This window comes from Mesorhizobium sp. WSM3868 (assembly GCF_002294785.1).
Lineage (GTDB): Bacteria > Pseudomonadota > Alphaproteobacteria > Rhizobiales > Rhizobiaceae > Mesorhizobium.
The window spans coordinates 174,519-189,870 of record NZ_NSGB01000003.1 but is presented as its reverse complement, the minus strand read 5'-3'; the positions used below and the strand labels follow the sequence as shown (position 1 = coordinate 189,870).

Below are 15,352 nucleotides of genomic sequence, written 5' to 3'. Positions count from 1 at the left end.
CTAATCTTGCGTTGCATGGCAGGCCGGGCGGACGACCACAACCGCTTCGGGATCGCAAGTCGAAAATCATGCCGAAAAAGTAGAAATCCGGTTTTGCGTGTAACGCCGATGTAAGTATTTTCGGCCAGTCTCTCGTTCCTCATTGTTGGAAATCCGAGCAGGACATAGCCGCCCAAGACATGCTGGCGATCGAGGTCATCGTTCCGCAATCGGCGCCCCGCCATTGGCAGCGGCTCGCCATAGAGCGGCTGGAGGCGAACGGCCACGATGTCGCGGTGGCGCATCAGCCCGGGCCGGCGACCTGGCCGGCCGCGGCAAAAGCCGCCTTCCAGTTCGAGCAACGTCTTTTCCGCCGGCGCGGACCCCTTCTCGGCTCCGCGGTGCAAGCAATCCCGGCACGGCCCGGCAATCGCCCCGCCGCGCTGAGGCTCGATCTTGCCGGCGATGCGGCCTTGTCGAATGTTCCCACCATCGGCCTTCGTTTCGACGGATCCAGCGCCGATCTCTCGGCTGCAATTGCCGTCGCGGCCGGCAGGCTCCCGGTGATCGAGGCCGTGCTCGACAGGAAGACGGTGGTCGGCCAGGCGCGGCCCATGGTCGACAAGCGGGAATCCACCGCACTCGGCACCGAGGACGTGTTCGCCCGTGCCATTACTCTGGTTCAGTCGGTCACCCGCGCGTTCGCGGCGGACCGGCTGCCACGAGAGGCAGCGGCTGAAATCCATGGTCGTGGCGAGCGAGACGGGTTCACATCCGCCTATCTCGGCTCGGCGCTGCCGCGGCTCGGCCGGGAAGCGCTTCGGCGCGCGCGCTTCCGCCACGCGCATTGGCGTGTCGGCTATCGCTTTACCGATGCCCTGGGCGTCGCCGATACCGGCAAGCTCGGCACCGGCTGGTCGGTGCTGCCGGACCCGGGCGATCATTTCTATGCCGACCCGTTCCCCTTCTGGTGGCAGGGTCAGCCCTTCGTGTTCGTCGAGGACTATCCGCACGCGACCGGAAAGGCGGTCATTTCCGTTGTTCCGTTTGATGCGGATGGCGTTCCAGTTGAGCCTCGCGTCGTGCTGGAGGAGGCTCACCACCTCTCCTACCCGCAGGTATTCGAGCGCGACGGCGCGATCTGGATGCTGCCGGAGGCGAGCGCCGGCGGCAAGCTCACGCTCTACCGCGCGTCGGGCTTCCCGGACAGCTGGCTTGCCGAGACCGTGCTGGTCGAAGGCGAGATTTCCGATGCCACCTTGTTCGAGCATGAAGGCATGCTCTGGCTGTTCGCCACGGATCGTGACGGCCATGGAAGCACTTCCGACACGCTGGTGATTTTCTCCGCCCCCGCGCTTGCCGGTCCGTGGCGGCCGCATCCGGCGAACCCGATCCTGATCGACCACCGCATGGCCCGCCCCGGCGGAGCCTTCGTCCGCAACCGCGACGGCCGCGTGCTTCTTCCGGTTCAGGACGGAACGCTGGGCTATGGCGGCGGGCTGGGCCTGTCGAAGCTGCTGGAGCTCAACCAGCAGACGGTGCGGCTGTCGCCGCCGCGGCCGATCGATGCGGCTGGCGACTTTCCTTATCCGAAAATCCACACACTCAATCGGGCCGGGCGCCTGGAAGTGATCGACGGGATCGCCGCCGTGCGCAAGCGGTCAGGCAAGCAGTAGCGCCTCGTAGCCCGCGCACATCCTGGCCGGCGAATACTTGTCCCGCAGCCGCCGTCCCGCGTCTGAAAGCCTGGCCTTGGCTTCCGGCCGCGCAAACAGATCGCCAAGGCCCCTGGCCATGCCGGCAGCGTCGGCCTCGACGAACAGTGCGGCGGGAGAGCCGTCCTCCGCGGTCAGCACCTCGCGCAAGACGTCGAGGTTGCTCGCCACGACCGGCAGCCCGGAAATGGCGGCTTCGACGCAGGCGAGGCCGAAGGTCTCCGTCATCGAGGCAAACGCATAGGCATCGCCAGCCGCGAGGAATTCGAAGATGCGCGCCGGCGGAACCTCGCCCACGAGATGCAGGCGGTCGGCAACGCCGCGGCTTTCGGCAAAGGCGACGAGCGCCTCGCGCTCCGGCCCCGCGCCTGCCAGCGCGACGTGGACGTCGGGCAGTCGATCGAGCGCGCCGACAAGCGCGATCTGGTTCTTCATCCGCGTCAGGCGGCCCGATGATACGGCCAGCCAAACGTCCTGCGGTAAGCCGAAGGCGGCGCGCGCCGCTGCCTTGTCGAATTCCTCGCCCGGCGCGGGTACGCCGTGATCGATGCGACGCATGCGCCGCCGATAGGAGCGCGGATAGCGATCGAACTGCGCTTGCGTCCAGCCGGAATTGACGACATTCGCCTGGTAAAGGCCGACCGTGCCCATCAGCTTGTCGATCTGGGAGAGCAGCCCCATGACGCCGATGCTTTGCGGGGCGCCGCTTTGGTTTGCGACGATGTGCCTGACGCCGGCCAGCCGGGCGCCGAGCGTGCCGAAGATGTTGCCATAGTGTTGGTAAGTGATGACTGCGTCGGGGCGTGCCGCGCGCAGATATCGCGCCAAGCCGACGGTCGCCCGGATCTGCCCGGGCAATCCGCGCGGTCTATCCGTCAGGACGAAATCCACATTGGGATCGCGGTCGTAGGCTTCGGTCTTGCGGTACATGAAGACGGTGCGCACCTCGTGCCCCCGCACCCGCAATCCCTCGCCCACCATGTCGGAGATGCGCTGCGCCCCCGCAGCCTCCGCCTGGGTCTGCACTTGGACGATCTTCACGTGCGCCCTTTCAGGAGGGCATGAGGCACCAGCCCGATCCTGTCCAGGGACAAGCCGAGGATCGACGGGTTGATGCCGATTCTGCGCCGGGCGATCAATACCCCGAAAGCCGTCCATGCGATGACGGTTCCGGCAATGCTGAGGGCCGCTCCTATGGACCCGAGGTAGTAAGTTGCCACGGCCGTCACGCAAAGTCCGACAACGTTGACGATGACCAGCACCTTGAAGAGCGCATGCTGCAGACCCGTCAACTGCAACAGGACTTCGATCGGGCCGCAAGCGGTGCCGAACGTCGCCCCGATGCCGAAGATGACCAGCGTCGCCCTCATGGTCGGCGTCGCATAGGCCGGATTGAAGATGGACAGGATGAAGTCGCCGAATATCCAGAAGGACGCCAGCACGCACAGCGCAATGGCCGAGCCGCCAAGCGCGGCGAGGCTGGTGATGCGTTGAACGTGAGCCCTGTCGCCGCTGTAGAAGGCCGCCGATATCTGCGGCGCCAGCGCTTGGTTGATGCCGTTGAGGGCAAGGGTCACGAAGCGCGTGGTCCGGTCCGCCACGAAGATCGCGCCTGCCGCCTCTGGCCCGAGGATCATCGCCACGAGCAGGGTGCTGACCTGGCCGAGCGCGGGCGGCAGCGAGGTGACGCCCCACAGGCCAAGCGTCACCGTCTTGAATTCCTGCTTTTGCCCTTCCGTGAGACCACCGCGATCTGCCCGCGCCGTGTCGCGCAACAGCACAATTGTTTGCGGGACGACCGAGAGGATGAGCAGCAGCGCCGTCAGATATGTCGCCGCGATCGCATCGATCTTCACTTGCATGAAGTGCAGCGCCGCAACGGCGGCGATTGTCGCCGCGCGCCAAATGATGTCCCGCGGCAGCAGGCCCGATATCAGCGCGTTCTTGGCCCGGAAGGCGCCCGAGGTAAACTCCGACCAGCCGAGCGAGAACGACAGCACCGCCGCCGCCACGCATAGCGGCAGCCATTCCGGCGTTCCCCTGCCGACGAAGGGCAGGAATCCCACCACGATGATGAGCAGGCTGGTGCCGACAAGCCCGGCCAGCGCCACGAGAATGGCACGCGCCATCAGCCCGTGAGCCGAGCCGAGATCGCCCAGCCCGGCATATTGAGGCCAGAACCTGAGCACGGTGCTCTGCTGGCCCACCGAAGCGAAGAAGGAAACCAGGCTCGCGCCGGCATAGGTAGCGCTGTAAAGGCCGAACTCGCGTTCGTTCGTCACCATCGCCACGGCCACGAACATCAGGAAGGACAGGCCCGCGCTGGCAAGCTTGATGATGCCGGCCACGGCGCCGCTCTTGGCAAGCGCCGTGACCGACATGCGTATGTCGGTCGCCGGGCTGGCCCCTGCCCCGGGGGCGGCCTCGCGGTTCCCTTTAGTGTCCTTCAACCTCGCCTCCTGAGACGATCGGCGATGGGCTACCCGCACCTACGACGACGCTCAAAACCCGATCCTGCATAAGCAAAATGCCGCAACCGCGCCAGCGCGAACGCTTCGCATGGTTACCGGCATCGCCAGCGCCGAGCGCATCGTCACGCCGCCAAGCTTAACGGATGGCTAACGATAATCCTTAATACTGTGGAGACGAGTGAGGTCGTGAAGTCGCGGCTCTCGACGAGGAAAATCGATGAAGCCAGCCAGTATCGACGAGCGCACTCTAACGCCGTTGTTCGACATAGGTGCAGTGTGGGCCATCCTTTGGGCGCGACGCGTGATGGTGCTTGCCATCGCCGGCGCGGCAGTGCTGCTGGCGCTCTCCTATCTTGCGGTGACCAAACCAAGCTATACCGCAACGGCCTCGATACTGATCGACCCCCGCGACACGCGCGCGACCAATTTCAACAACGTGCTTCCGGGGATCGGCTCCGACAGCGCCGCTATCGCCAGCCAGGTCTTCGTCATCCAGTCGCCAGACCTGCTCGGCGCCGTCTTCAAAAGCCAGAAGCTCGACAGCGATCCGGAATTCGCCGGCGGCGGCCTTGCTTCACGTCTGTTCGGAGCCGGCGCAAGCGCGCCGCAGGACGCCGCCTTCAAGCGCTTCCAGAGCAAGGTTTCTGTCGAGCGCGAAGGGCTGACCTACGTCATCAATGTCAGCTTCACGTCGCCGTCGCCGGAAAAGGCCGCGCGCATCGCCAATGCCATCGTCGATCAGTACCGGGCAGGCCTGGTGGGAGAACGCGAGAGCGCCAACAGCGACGTGAATACGCTGCTCACGGACAGGATCTCCGGCCTGCAAAAGGACGTCAGCGACGCCGAGCGGACGGTCGAAGACTTCAAGACGAAACACAATATCGTCAATTCGACGGACGGCGGCACGCTGCAGTCGCAGCTCGATCAGCTGACGACGCAGTTGATCGCCGCCCAGGGCGACGCTGACCAGGCCAAGGACCGCTACAATCAGGCGCTGGCTGCGGGCAGTTCGCCGGCCGGGCTCGCCAAGCTTGCGGATATTCTTACGTCCACCTCGGCCATCAAATTGCGCGACGACTACAACCAGCGCGCCACCGAGCTTGCCAGCCTGCAAACCATGTACGGGCCGCGCCACCCCACCATCGGGCGGCTGCAGTCCGAGCTGGATAGGTTGAAGCGGCTGATGGCCGCCGAGGCGGATCGCATAAGGCAGCAGTTGAAGGCCAGCTATGATCTCGCCGTGCAGAATGTCGGCAAGCTGCAGGACAAGCTCGAAGCCTTGCGCCAACAGTCGACGAATTCGAACATCGCGCAGGTACAACTGCGGCAGCTGGAATCGAAAGCCCAGGCGGCGCGCGCCGTGCTCGACGACTATCTCAAGCGGGCGCAGGAAACGTCGCAGATGCAGGGCGTGCAGACTTCCGAAGCGCGCAAGATCGGCGTGGCTTCGCCGCCTGTCCAGCCGACATGGCCGAAGCCGGCCCTGCTTCTCTTGGTGAGCGCCGTTCTGGGGCTCCTCGCCGGATGCGGCCTCGCTCTGGCGCTTGGTCCGGTCCCGCAGCCGCAAGAGGACCCGCAGGCGCCGAAGGCGGCCGTGCCGGAGCCGGTCGTGGACCGTAAGGACAGCGCGCCGGTCAGCCCCCGGCCATTGCCGATGCCAGCCAATTTCGGCGAGTACCGTCTGCCCGGCGTCGCCGGTGGGACCGCCTATTCAAACATCAAGGCGATCAGGAAACAGCTCTTCCAGACCGGAAACGAAACGCTGTCGCTCGCCGTCCTGAACATCATGCGGCAGATGGTCTTGCACCTGAACGACCACGGCAAACCGTTCGTCATCCTCGTGTCTTCGATCCACAGCAGTTTCGAGGCAAGGATTGCGGGCGCGATGCTGGGCATAGGCCTGCAACGGGCCGATCAGAACGTGCTGATGGTGGAAATTGGCGATCGTCTGTCCAGCGCGACGACAGACGGCGCCGGATTGTTCATCGATGGCGCGACCGGTCTGCAGACGATCGTGTGCAGCTCAGTGGCGGAAAAAAGTCCTGGCGTTGCCGATCGCAACTCGTTCCGTGGCATTCTGGCCGAAGCCGGGAGCGCGTTCGATTTCGTCCTCGTGATCGCGCCCTCGCTCAATGAGAACGGCTGGAATCCTGAGCTCTTCGCCAAAGCCGATCTTGCGCTTCTGGCGCTCAGCCCTTCCGAGCAGCCTTCGGAAGCCGCCAGGCTGCTCGCGCAAAAATTCGGTGCCGGCCAGATCGGTCGCAGTGCCACTCTTGTCGTCGCGTCGGCCCACGCGCGGCCAGCCGCGGCGATCGACAGTCCGCGAGCGGCCGGCGAGCAGCGCCGCAGCGCCGCCGCCCGGGGCTAGACCGTGGAGGCGGTGCATCGATGACATCGCCGCCCAAGGTGTCGAGGCGACAGGCGCTGGCCTTTGCCGCCGGAGCCGTTTTCGCCGCCTCCCCTCCGCCGCAATCCGCTGCGCTCGCGACGGCCGGCCAAGTTCCGTCGCGCGGCTTCAACCTTCCCGGATGGCTCGACCGAAACGATGGGCTTGCTCCCGCCACGGCCACGCTTGAGAAGCTGCGGCAATCAGGCTTCGAAACGATCCGGCTGCCGGTCAACGGCGATCTCGTCTCCAGCGGCGACCCGGCAACGCTACGCCGCATCCAGAACGGGATCAGGGATCTTGTCGGGCTGGGCTTTTCGGTCCTCCTCGACATGCATCCTTCTGGCGAGCTCGTAGCGGCTTTTCGAAACGATCCCGAGGCGGCTGCAGGACGAGTGCTTCAGGCCTGGATGGCGTTGCGTGTGGTCGTTGCCGATCTGCCTGCGGAGTGGGTCTATCCCGAGCTGCTGAACGAGCCCCCGATGGAACGGAGCGCCTGGCTGGTGCTGCGGGAACGGATCGCCGCGGCGCTGCGGGCGAAATGTCCGCACCACACGCTGATCTGGGGACCGGCACGGTTTCAGGGTATCTGGGAAATCGCCGACACGCCGCCGCTCGCCGACGACAACCAGATTGCCGCCGTTCACTATTACGCCCCCTTGGCCTTCACCCACCAGTGCGAGACCTGGGATGCCTCGCCGCTTGCCCGCATCGCGGACCTGCCCTTTCCCGCAAGCAAGGAAATGGCCCAGGTGAGCCGGCTTATCTCGAAACTGCGGTCGGCCGGCGACGAAGAAGCCGCCAACCTCGTTGAAGAGGAATTGTCGGCGCCTTGGACGGGCGCGCGGATCGGCTCCGATTTTGCCGATCTGGCGCGCTGGTCCACGACCAACGGCTGCCCGGTCATGCTGAACGAATTCGGTGTGCTCAACTTCTGCGTGGATGCCGAAAGCCGCGCCTCCTGGGTACGCGCCGTGCGCAAGGCGGCTGAAGCGAACCATGTGGCATGGACCTATTGGGAGCTCGATCAGGGTTTCGGCTTCATCAGGACCAGGCAGAGCGTCGAGGGTTTCGACGGCTCAATGATTGCCGCGCTCCTTGGAGGTTAAGCCGGAAATGGACGACAGGCGCCATCTACGCTTGCTGGGACAAGTGACGAGCGGAGCGGATCAGCGATGAGCACGACGCAGGTCTCTTCGCCCGTCGGACTGGGTTTGCCGGGCAGGAATACGCCCGAAACCATGCTCCATGTCGGCACGGCCTTGCTTGTCGTTGCGCTGGCCGTCTCCGCATTTGCCGTGTGGACGCCGTTCGGGATTGCCGCAACATTCGTGCTGACGCTGATCGTTTCGAACGCGATGCCGGCGGGCGTTCCGGTGCTGATCATCTGCGCCTTTCTCTTTCAGAACCTCGTGGTCGCCTGGTTCACCCCCTACATTCCCGACAACGACACGTTCGACGCGCTGCGCGGCACCAATTTCATCATCCTGATGACCGCGTTCGGCATTTTCCTGGCCGCCTCATTTCAGTACCGCGTCCGCGCGCTGACCGAGTTGCGCCCGTGGCTGCTGCTGAGCATGGTCCTGTGCGGAACGATTTGTTTCTATTTCGCTCTCGGCGTCGTGCATGGCGGCCCCAAGGACGCGGTCGTCTATTTCCGCAACACGATCACGCCGCTCGCCTGCTTCCACGTCGCGGTCCTCGCCGCCAGCCTTTATCCCGTCGATCTGCGCAAGAGCATGCTGTGGCTCGGCGCCGGCGCGATCGTCTATGGCTATGCGGAACTGACCTTCACCATGGATTTCCTCGGACTGTTCCACGGTGACCAATATGTCGAGCGCAGCATCTCGCGGCAGGTCGAGACCGGCGTGTGGGAAAAAGCGCTTCAGGAAACCGGTTTCGTTTACCGTGGGATCGAAGACGTGATGACCACGACATTCTTCAACACGCCCCTGTTCAACGACATCCTGCCAAGCGTCTTCCGCATCGGCGGCCCGAATTTCCATCCGATCAGCTATGCTTACGCCTTGAGCATCATTTCGGCCTGGCTGCTCTTCAAAGGACGATGGGTGCTGCCTCTCGCGGCTCTGCCGCTGCTGCTCGTCATCGGCTCCAAGGGCGCGACCTTCATGCTTTTCGTCGCAATTGCCGTGCGGCTGATCTACAGCCCCTCCCGCGCCGGTCTGGCGCTCATGGCCGCGATGGCCCTGGCAGTGGTCTGGACGACGGCGGCGATCGGCTATGGCGCCACCCATGGCGACTATCACGTCCTCGGTCTGATTGCCGGCATGCGCGATTTCCTGGCCGATCCGCTCGGCCAGGGCTTGGGTCTCGGCGGCAACCTGTCGAGCACCAGCATCAATCTCAACTGGCAAACCGCCCAGGCCGAAGGCGCCGCCTCCGTGCCGGTCGAGAGCGCGGTCGGTGTCATGCTTTACCAGATGGGCGTGGGGAGCCTCGTCTTCTTCGGCTTCCTGGCGGCGCTGGCCGTGGCATTGCGACGGCAGCTTATCCAGACCGGCGACCCGGATTTCCTGTTCGGCTTTGTCGGCATCGTCACCATTTCGGCCAATGCCGTATTGCAGGAGGAGGCTTTCTACTCCCCTCTTGCCCTCGCCTTCTGTCTGCTGCTCGTGGGCGTCTCGCTGGGAACACGCTGGCGCATGGCCGCGGCGGCAAGAGCCGAAGCGGCGGGCTGACTTCGGATCGGCTGATTCCAGACCGGCTTCGCGATTTCGTTCAGGAACCGAACAGCACCATTTCGGTGAACGTCAGGTCTCCCGGAGAAGGCGATTTCGGACCCTTGAAATATTTGATTCCCTTGTTCGGAAAATACCTGCCGGACAGACCGGGAACCGGCCCCATCGCATCGACGAGGCAAATCAGTTGTCCGCGCCGCAGGAGAAAGCGGCCCACGACCCCGGCGCACCTGACCAGATCCGCGTGGGATCGGCAGTAGACGATCTGGCAGCACGGCACGAGGCCATGCAATATCCGGCGCGGCTTCAGAACAAGCGGCAACGCCAGACCGTGGCAGACGCAGATCAGCGAAAGACAGCCCAACGCGGCGTGCTCGAGCAATATGTATCTTTCGTTGTCGGTGAGTTCAGCCATTTCGGCGAGGTCCGCATGGGCTTCCAACACCCGGTCCGGACGCGGCATACCGTTCAGAATGGGCAAGAAGGCGATCTGTCCGCCGGAAAACAGGCGAAAACCGAAGGCTTTGTTGAGCCTCACTGTCCCGGGCGATGGAGAAATATTGGTGTAGACCACGTCCTTGCGCAGGATAACCGTCGCGATCATCCGGCTGGCATAGGGCCGGAATTCCGCGTCCACGGACCAGCTCGAGAGATTGCAGCGGATTTCATCGCCTTCCAGGCTTCTGTGCCTGGCATAGAGCGTAAGCACCGCGCCGACGATCCGGCCCGACTTCTCCAGGACGAACCCATATCGCGGAAAATCGGCGACCGCGGGCCGCTGCGACAGGCGGGTCAGCGCTTCTATCCAATAGCTCCTGCTGCGCTCCGGAAACCCTCGGTGCAGGCAATCCGCCACGCCTCCCCAATCCCCCTCGTCGAAGGGCCGGCAACCGATACCGGGAGGGAATGCGCCGAGAACCGCCATAGTCGACTCAAGAGAAAAGCACTGGATGTCGCCGAAGTCAGTATTATCCTTGGCGATCGATTACCAACGAATTGCATCGTCACAGAAGTCAATTTTGCTGATCCGTTTGGCGATGCTACGTCACTCTGCGCCCGTGCAACCGACAAGCCAAGCTTTACAACCTTTTGGCAGTTAATGCTTGTACAATTAGTTAATATGTCTTCCCCGGGATTTCTCGCAAACCCGTCACATGGATCTGCTCTGCCCAGCCCTAGCCCGCCGCGACCCCTTGCGCTGGAGTGCAAATGCATTCCGCCGCGAGGCACGGCCGAAGCGCTCGCTACGCTTTCACGCTGCCGGCGAGCCGGTTCTGCCAAGGCGCAAAATTTCTACCTGACCGGCTTGTGGAATCTCATATGTGAATATAGTATTCACAAAAGAAGATTTGGAGGGTCGATCGCATCCGACTCCGGCTTGCCGGAGCGGTGCGGCCATTCTCCCGGAGCGGACGAACAGCGCAATGACCAGCTTCCCGCCCACCGTCGGCGTCGCTTCGACCTGCCCTGCCGACATGCCGGCCGATCACGCCCTGCTGCCGGTATGGAATGCCGAAAACTGGTTCTTTGAGGATTGGCCGATCGGTCAGAAAATCCGCTCGCTCCGGCGCACTATGGCCGAAGGCGACAGCCATCTCTTCAACACCCTGGTGCTCGACATCCACCCTTATGTGCAGGACCAGATGTTCGCCGAGCGCGAAGGTATCTTCGGCAAGCGCCTCGTGGCGGGCGCCTTCGTTTTCTCGGCCGGGCTTGGTCTAGTCGCCACCAACTGCGTCAATGCCTTTTCCTACGGCTATGACAAGCTCCGCTTCATCAAGCCGGTCTTCATCGGCGACACCATCTATTCGATCCGCACCAACATGGAAAAGAAGCCCCGCTACAAGGACATGGGGCTGATCCGCGCCAGCTATGAAGTGTTCAAGGGCGAAGGCGAGCTGGTGCTCTACTGCGAGCATCTGCAGACGGTGAAATACAGGGACCCGGCCGACTTCGCCGGCAAGACGGAGAAGCAATGATGGTCGCCGACCTGCCGCTGTCCGGCCTTGTCGTCGTCGACATGAGCCAGTTCCTGTCGGGACCTTACTGCTCGCTGAGGCTCCTCGACCTTGGTGCCCGCGTCATCAAGATCGAGCGGCCCGATGGTGGCGACCTGTCGCGCCGGCTCTATCTAAGCGACACCGAGATCGGTGGTGATTCCACCATCTTCCACGCCATCAACCGTGCCAAGGAAAGCTTTGCGGTCGATCTGAAGAACGACGACGACCTTAAAGCGCTGCGCGGGCTGCTCGCCAAGGCCGACGTGCTGATTCAGAACTTCCGCCCCGGCGTCATCGAGCGGCTCGGCCTCGATTACGAGCATGTGCGCACGATCAATCCGCGCCTGGTCTACGCCTCGATCAGCGGCTATGGCGAGGAAGGACCGTGGGTAAAGCGTCCGGGCCAGGACCTGCTTGCCCAGGCGCGCTCCGGCGTCATGTGGCTGAACGGCGACGAAGATCAGGGTCCGGTGCCGTTCGGCCTGGCAATCGCCGACATGCTGGCCGGCGCCGCCTGTGCGCAAGGCATCCTCGCAGCACTGGTCCGGCGCGGCATCACCGGCGCGGGCGGCCATATCGAGACCAGCCTCTTCGAAGCGCTGATCGACCTCCAGTTCGAGGTGCTGACGACGCATCTCAATGACGGCCGGCGGCTGCCGCGCCGTTCGTCGTTCCATAGCGCCCACGCCTATCTGGCGGCGCCCTACGGAGTCTATCCGGCCAAGGACGGCTTCCTGGCGATCGCCATGACGCCGATCCCGAAGCTCGCCGACCTGCTCGAGATCGAGGCGCTGGCGCCCTATCGCGACCAGCCGGCGACCTGGTTCACGGCGCGCGACGAGATCAAGGCGATCATCGCGCAGCGCATCGCGCAGAAGTCGGTCGACGAATGGCTGGCGATCCTCGAGCCCGCCGACATCTGGTGCGCGAAGGTGCTGAACTGGAAAGAGGTGCTGGAAAGCGACGGCTTCAAGGCGCTCGACCTGCTGCAGACCGTGACGCGCGAGGACGGTGTTTCGATCGACACCACCCGGTCACCGCTCAGGATCGACGGCATGCGCGCCAAAGTCGAGCAGGCGGCGCCGCGCGTCGGCGAGCACAGCGCAAAAATCCGCAAGGAGTTCGGCCTGTGACGACACTCAAGGGCATGACCTGGAACCATCCGCGCGGCTATGATCCGATGGTCGCCTGCTCCCGGCTTTGGCGGGAAAAGACCGGCGTCTCTATCGAGTGGGAGAAGCGCTCGCTGCAGGACTTCGAGTCCTTCTCTGTCGAAGAACTCGCCCGCGCCTACGACCTGATCGTCATCGATCATCCGCATGTCGGCCAGATCACCGCCGAGAAGTGCCTGGCCCCGCTCGACGTGCCCGGCCGCGAGGCGGAGCGCGAAGCGCTGGCGAAGGCAAGCGTCGGCCGGTCCTATCCGAGCTACACTTGGCAGGACCGGCAATGGGCCTTTCCGATCGACGCCGCGACGCAGGTGCAGGCCTGGCGACCCGATTTGATAGACGCCGCGCCGAAGATCTGGACCGAAGTGCTGGAGCTTGCCCAGCGGGGCCGAGTGCTCTTGCCGCTGAGGCCGCCGCACTCGCTGATGTGCTTCTTCACGCTTGCCGCCGATCTCGGCCGGCCATGTGCAGTCGAAAGCCCGAGCGATCTGATCGATCCCGATACCGGCGAGACCGTCTTCGAAATGCTGCGTGAGATCGCGGCACTTCTCGATCCCGAGTGCTTGACGATGGATCCGATTGCGGTGTTCGAAAAGATGGCCGAGGCCGGCTCGCGCATCGCCTGCGCGCCGCTGATCTATGGCTACGTGCCCTATGCCACTGCAGGCTTCCGGCCGAACCGGCTCTTCTTTTGCGACATGCCGACTGTGGGCGGCAACGGCCCGGTCGGCTCCGCGCTCGGCGGCACCGGCATCGCCGTCTCCGCCTTTTCCGCTGCCGGCGAGGAAGCGATCGACTTCGCCTACTGGATCGCCAACGGCGACGTGCAGCGCGGCCTCTATGCCGCCGCCGGCGGCCAGCCCGGCCATGCCGCCGCCTGGGAGGACGAAGCCGTGAATGTCGCGACGGGCGACTTCTACCGCGGCACGCGGGCGACGCTGGAAGGCGCCTGGGTGCGCCCGCGCCACGACGGCTACATGGCGTTTCAGCAGGCGGCGTCCGATCGCCTCAACGAGGGTCTTGCCGGCCGGCAGGACGCCCCCCGCGTCGTCGCCGACATCAATCGCCTGTTCCGGCAGAGCTTCGCGGCGCCCCGCTAATACAGTCGGGCATCGGCCTTGCGGCTCACAGCCGCCAGAGCTTCTTCGCGTTGCCGGAGAGCAGTTTCGCGCGCTCGGTTTCGCTCGCCCCGGCAAGGAGCGCGTGCGTCGCCGCTACCCAGCCGAGCAGCCCGCCACCGAGCGTGCAGACCGGCCAGTCGCTGCCCCACACGACGCGATCCCAGCCGAAGCTGCCGATCGTGTGCTCGACATAAGGCCGCAGGGTCTCGACGGTCCAGCTCGCCGGATCGGCATAGGCGACGACGCCGGAGATCTTGCCGACGACATTGGGGCGCCGGGCGATCTCGGCGATCTGCTCGCGCCAGGGATGCTCGGCCTTGCCCCGGATGTCGGGCACGCCGCAATGATCGAGAACGAATTGCACGTCAGGCGCCAGATCGACCAGCGCGATCGCTTGGCTCATCTGTCGCGGCAGGACGCAAAGATCGAAGGTCAGCCCGCTGCCGGCGATGCGCCTGATGTTCTCGCGGAACAGGGCGCCCTCGGAGACGTCGTCGGGCACGACATGCAGCACGCGGCGGAATCCTTTGACAAATGGATCGGCCTTCACCTTGTCCAGCCAGGCGGCGAAGCCAGGTTCTTCCGGCCGGCACGACACGATCGCGCCCCGCACCAGGCTGCCGGGCTTCTTCGACAGTCCTTCGACAAGGGCTGTCTCGGCCGCGATATCGGCCGGGTGGACGTCGACCTCCATATGGAGCGCCAATTCTATGCCTGCGCGGCGCGCCTCGGTGGCATATTCGTCGTGGGAAAAATCGCGGTCGAGGGCCGGCACGCCGGAGAGCCATGGATAGCGTAGCGCCGCCCTGTCGATGAGATGCAGGTGCGTATCGACGATCATGGCTTCCTCCCTTGTCGCGCTATCCACGTGGCCGAATTGCGCAGCGGCTTTTGCGCAAACGACATGCTTCAAAAATGAGCTCGATCATCTCACGGGAGAATTCATCATTCAAATAAGAATTGTTCCTATGACCTCACATCCGACCCGGCGAGTTGCGACAGGCGGGCCGCTGCTGCCTGGAGCAGCGTGATGGTCCTGGTGATATCGGGCGCTGCCGGCGCGTTGACCAGAGTGATATAAGGTATGGTGAGCGCGGCGATGCCGTGCCCGTCGGAACCGAGCACCGGCGCCGACAGATTGTAGACGCCGGCGGTCTGCAACGAAGCCATCATCTCGTAGCCACGATCGCGCACCTGGTCGAGGCGTGCGAAGAAGTCGGGCGACAACTTCATCTCCTCGTTGCTGCGCAAATGCTCGGCGATCATCATCTCGCGCTCTTCCGGTGAGCGGAAGGCCAGCAGCACATGTCCCGAGCCGGTGTCGAACAGGCTGATATGCGAGCCGACGCGGATCGAGATGCCCCAGTATCGCGGCGCTTCCTGCTGGGCAATGACCACGGCGCTGCCCCGGTCGAACACGACGAGTTGGTTTGCCTGCCAAGAGGTCTCGGCCAGTTCCCGCATGATCGACGTGGCGTAGGAGACCAGCCTGCGCACCGGCGCATGCAGCTGGCCAAGCCCGAACAGCTTCAGCGTCAGCGAGTAGCGGTCGCCGTCTGGCCGGGTCACGTACCCGCGTTTCACCAGACGGTCGAGCATCCGGTAAAATTCGTTCGGGCTGCGGTCGAGCCGCTTGGCGATCTCGGCCTGGGTCAGGCCGCCATCGACGCTGGCGAGCAGTTCCAGAATGTCCAGCCCCTTGTCCAGTGCCGGCGCGCGATAGCGATCTTCCTCGTCGTCCTGCACCCGATGCCCTCTGGTGAATTGTGATCTTCATATACGCAAGACAGCCTTCATAGGGAAGAAGTTTCG

At 64.2% G+C, this 15,352-nt stretch carries 12 protein-coding genes; 7 read left to right on the top strand and 5 right to left on the bottom strand.

All coding sequences use genetic code 11. The features are described 5' to 3' along the window. Positions 1 to 179 precede the first annotated feature (179 nt). Positions 180 to 1,655 carry a hypothetical protein gene (locus tag CK221_RS07120; RefSeq protein ID WP_095777225.1) on the top strand — a complete coding sequence of 492 codons (1,476 nt, stop codon included), beginning with the start codon at positions 180 to 182 and terminating at the stop codon, positions 1,653 to 1,655. Here CK221_RS07120 and CK221_RS07115 read toward each other — a convergent pair. Next, a complete protein-coding gene (locus tag CK221_RS07115; RefSeq protein WP_095777224.1) occupies positions 1,641 to 2,735 on the bottom strand; it encodes a glycosyltransferase family 4 protein in 1,095 nt (364 codons plus the stop codon). The two genes, CK221_RS07120 and CK221_RS07115, sit on opposite strands and share 15 nt — an antisense overlap. Continuing rightward, the gene (locus CK221_RS07110) at positions 2,732 to 4,144 is read right to left on the bottom strand and encodes a lipopolysaccharide biosynthesis protein (protein WP_245418647.1); all 1,413 of its coding nucleotides are present in this window, start codon (positions 4,142 to 4,144) and stop codon (positions 2,732 to 2,734) included. The genes CK221_RS07115 and CK221_RS07110 overlap by 4 nt, the downstream gene beginning before the upstream one ends. 238 nt (positions 4,145 to 4,382) lie before the next feature. On the opposite strand from CK221_RS07110, the gene CK221_RS07105 reads away from it, so the two are divergent. From CK221_RS07105 to CK221_RS07095, 3 genes are all read left to right on the top strand, one after another. Beyond that, positions 4,383 to 6,533 (top strand): GumC family protein, encoded by a 2,151-nt coding sequence (locus tag CK221_RS07105; RefSeq protein WP_095777223.1) that lies wholly within the window; start codon positions 4,383 to 4,385, stop codon positions 6,531 to 6,533. 20 nt (positions 6,534 to 6,553) lie between these two features. After that, on the top strand, positions 6,554 to 7,660 hold the full coding sequence (locus CK221_RS07100; protein WP_095777222.1) for a cellulase family glycosylhydrolase: 1,107 nt from the start codon (positions 6,554 to 6,556) through the stop codon (positions 7,658 to 7,660). A gap of 66 nt (positions 7,661 to 7,726) precedes the next feature. Further along, positions 7,727 to 9,250 carry a hypothetical protein gene (locus tag CK221_RS07095; protein WP_095777221.1) on the top strand — a complete coding sequence of 508 codons (1,524 nt, stop codon included), beginning with the start codon at positions 7,727 to 7,729 and terminating at the stop codon, positions 9,248 to 9,250. A 40-nt stretch (positions 9,251 to 9,290) separates the two neighbouring features. On the opposite strand, the gene CK221_RS07090 is transcribed toward CK221_RS07095, so the two are convergent. Then, positions 9,291 to 10,175: a hypothetical protein gene (locus tag CK221_RS07090; protein ID WP_245430583.1), complete on the bottom strand. Its 885-nt coding sequence runs from the start codon at positions 10,173 to 10,175 to the stop codon at positions 9,291 to 9,293. A gap of 499 nt (positions 10,176 to 10,674) precedes the next feature. Here CK221_RS07090 and CK221_RS07085 point away from each other — a divergent pair, with 499 nt between their 5' ends. The 3 genes from CK221_RS07085 to CK221_RS07075 are packed head-to-tail and all read left to right on the top strand — an operon-like array spanning position 10,675 to position 13,519. Beyond that, positions 10,675 to 11,229: a MaoC family dehydratase gene (locus CK221_RS07085; RefSeq protein WP_095777219.1), complete on the top strand. Its 555-nt coding sequence runs from the start codon at positions 10,675 to 10,677 to the stop codon at positions 11,227 to 11,229. Further along, positions 11,226 to 12,383, top strand: coding sequence for a CaiB/BaiF CoA-transferase family protein (locus CK221_RS07080; protein ID WP_095777218.1), 1,158 nt, complete (start codon positions 11,226 to 11,228; stop codon positions 12,381 to 12,383). The genes CK221_RS07085 and CK221_RS07080 overlap by 4 nt, the downstream gene beginning before the upstream one ends. Positions 12,384 to 12,397: 14 nt before the next feature. Beyond that, positions 12,398 to 13,519 (top strand): extracellular solute-binding protein, encoded by a 1,122-nt coding sequence (locus tag CK221_RS07075; RefSeq protein ID WP_067002719.1) that lies wholly within the window; start codon positions 12,398 to 12,400, stop codon positions 13,517 to 13,519. A 25-nt stretch (positions 13,520 to 13,544) separates the two neighbouring features. Here the strand turns inward: CK221_RS07075 and CK221_RS07070 are convergent, their stop codons facing one another. Together CK221_RS07070 and CK221_RS07065 are read right to left on the bottom strand one after the other, a co-directional pair. Beyond that, the gene (locus CK221_RS07070) at positions 13,545 to 14,381 is read right to left on the bottom strand and encodes an amidohydrolase (protein WP_067002721.1); all 837 of its coding nucleotides are present in this window, start codon (positions 14,379 to 14,381) and stop codon (positions 13,545 to 13,547) included. Between the two features lie 125 nt (positions 14,382 to 14,506). After that, positions 14,507 to 15,286, bottom strand: coding sequence for an IclR family transcriptional regulator (locus CK221_RS07065; protein ID WP_095777217.1), 780 nt, complete (start codon positions 15,284 to 15,286; stop codon positions 14,507 to 14,509). Positions 15,287 to 15,352 lie beyond the last annotated feature (66 nt).

What these genes read in the sequence shown, in the direction of transcription:
- CK221_RS07120 (WP_095777225.1), top strand. Translation starts at nt 180, where the DNA reads ATGCTGGCGATCGAGGTCATCGTTCCGCAATCGGCGCCCCGCCATTGG.
- CK221_RS07095 (WP_095777221.1), top strand. Translation starts at nt 7,727, where the DNA reads ATGAGCACGACGCAGGTCTCTTCGCCCGTCGGACTGGGTTTGCCGGGC.
- CK221_RS07075 (WP_067002719.1), top strand. Translation starts at nt 12,398, where the DNA reads ATGACCTGGAACCATCCGCGCGGCTATGATCCGATGGTCGCCTGCTCC.
- CK221_RS07100 (WP_095777222.1), top strand. Translation starts at nt 6,554, where the DNA reads ATGACATCGCCGCCCAAGGTGTCGAGGCGACAGGCGCTGGCCTTTGCC.
- CK221_RS07105 (WP_095777223.1), top strand. Translation starts at nt 4,383, where the DNA reads ATGAAGCCAGCCAGTATCGACGAGCGCACTCTAACGCCGTTGTTCGAC.
- CK221_RS07085 (WP_095777219.1), top strand. Translation starts at nt 10,675, where the DNA reads ATGACCAGCTTCCCGCCCACCGTCGGCGTCGCTTCGACCTGCCCTGCC.
- CK221_RS07070 (WP_067002721.1), bottom strand. Translation starts at nt 14,381, where the DNA reads ATGATCGTCGATACGCACCTGCATCTCATCGACAGGGCGGCGCTACGC.
- CK221_RS07090 (WP_245430583.1), bottom strand. Translation starts at nt 10,175, where the DNA reads ATGGCGGTTCTCGGCGCATTCCCTCCCGGTATCGGTTGCCGGCCCTTC.
- CK221_RS07080 (WP_095777218.1), top strand. Translation starts at nt 11,226, where the DNA reads ATGATGGTCGCCGACCTGCCGCTGTCCGGCCTTGTCGTCGTCGACATG.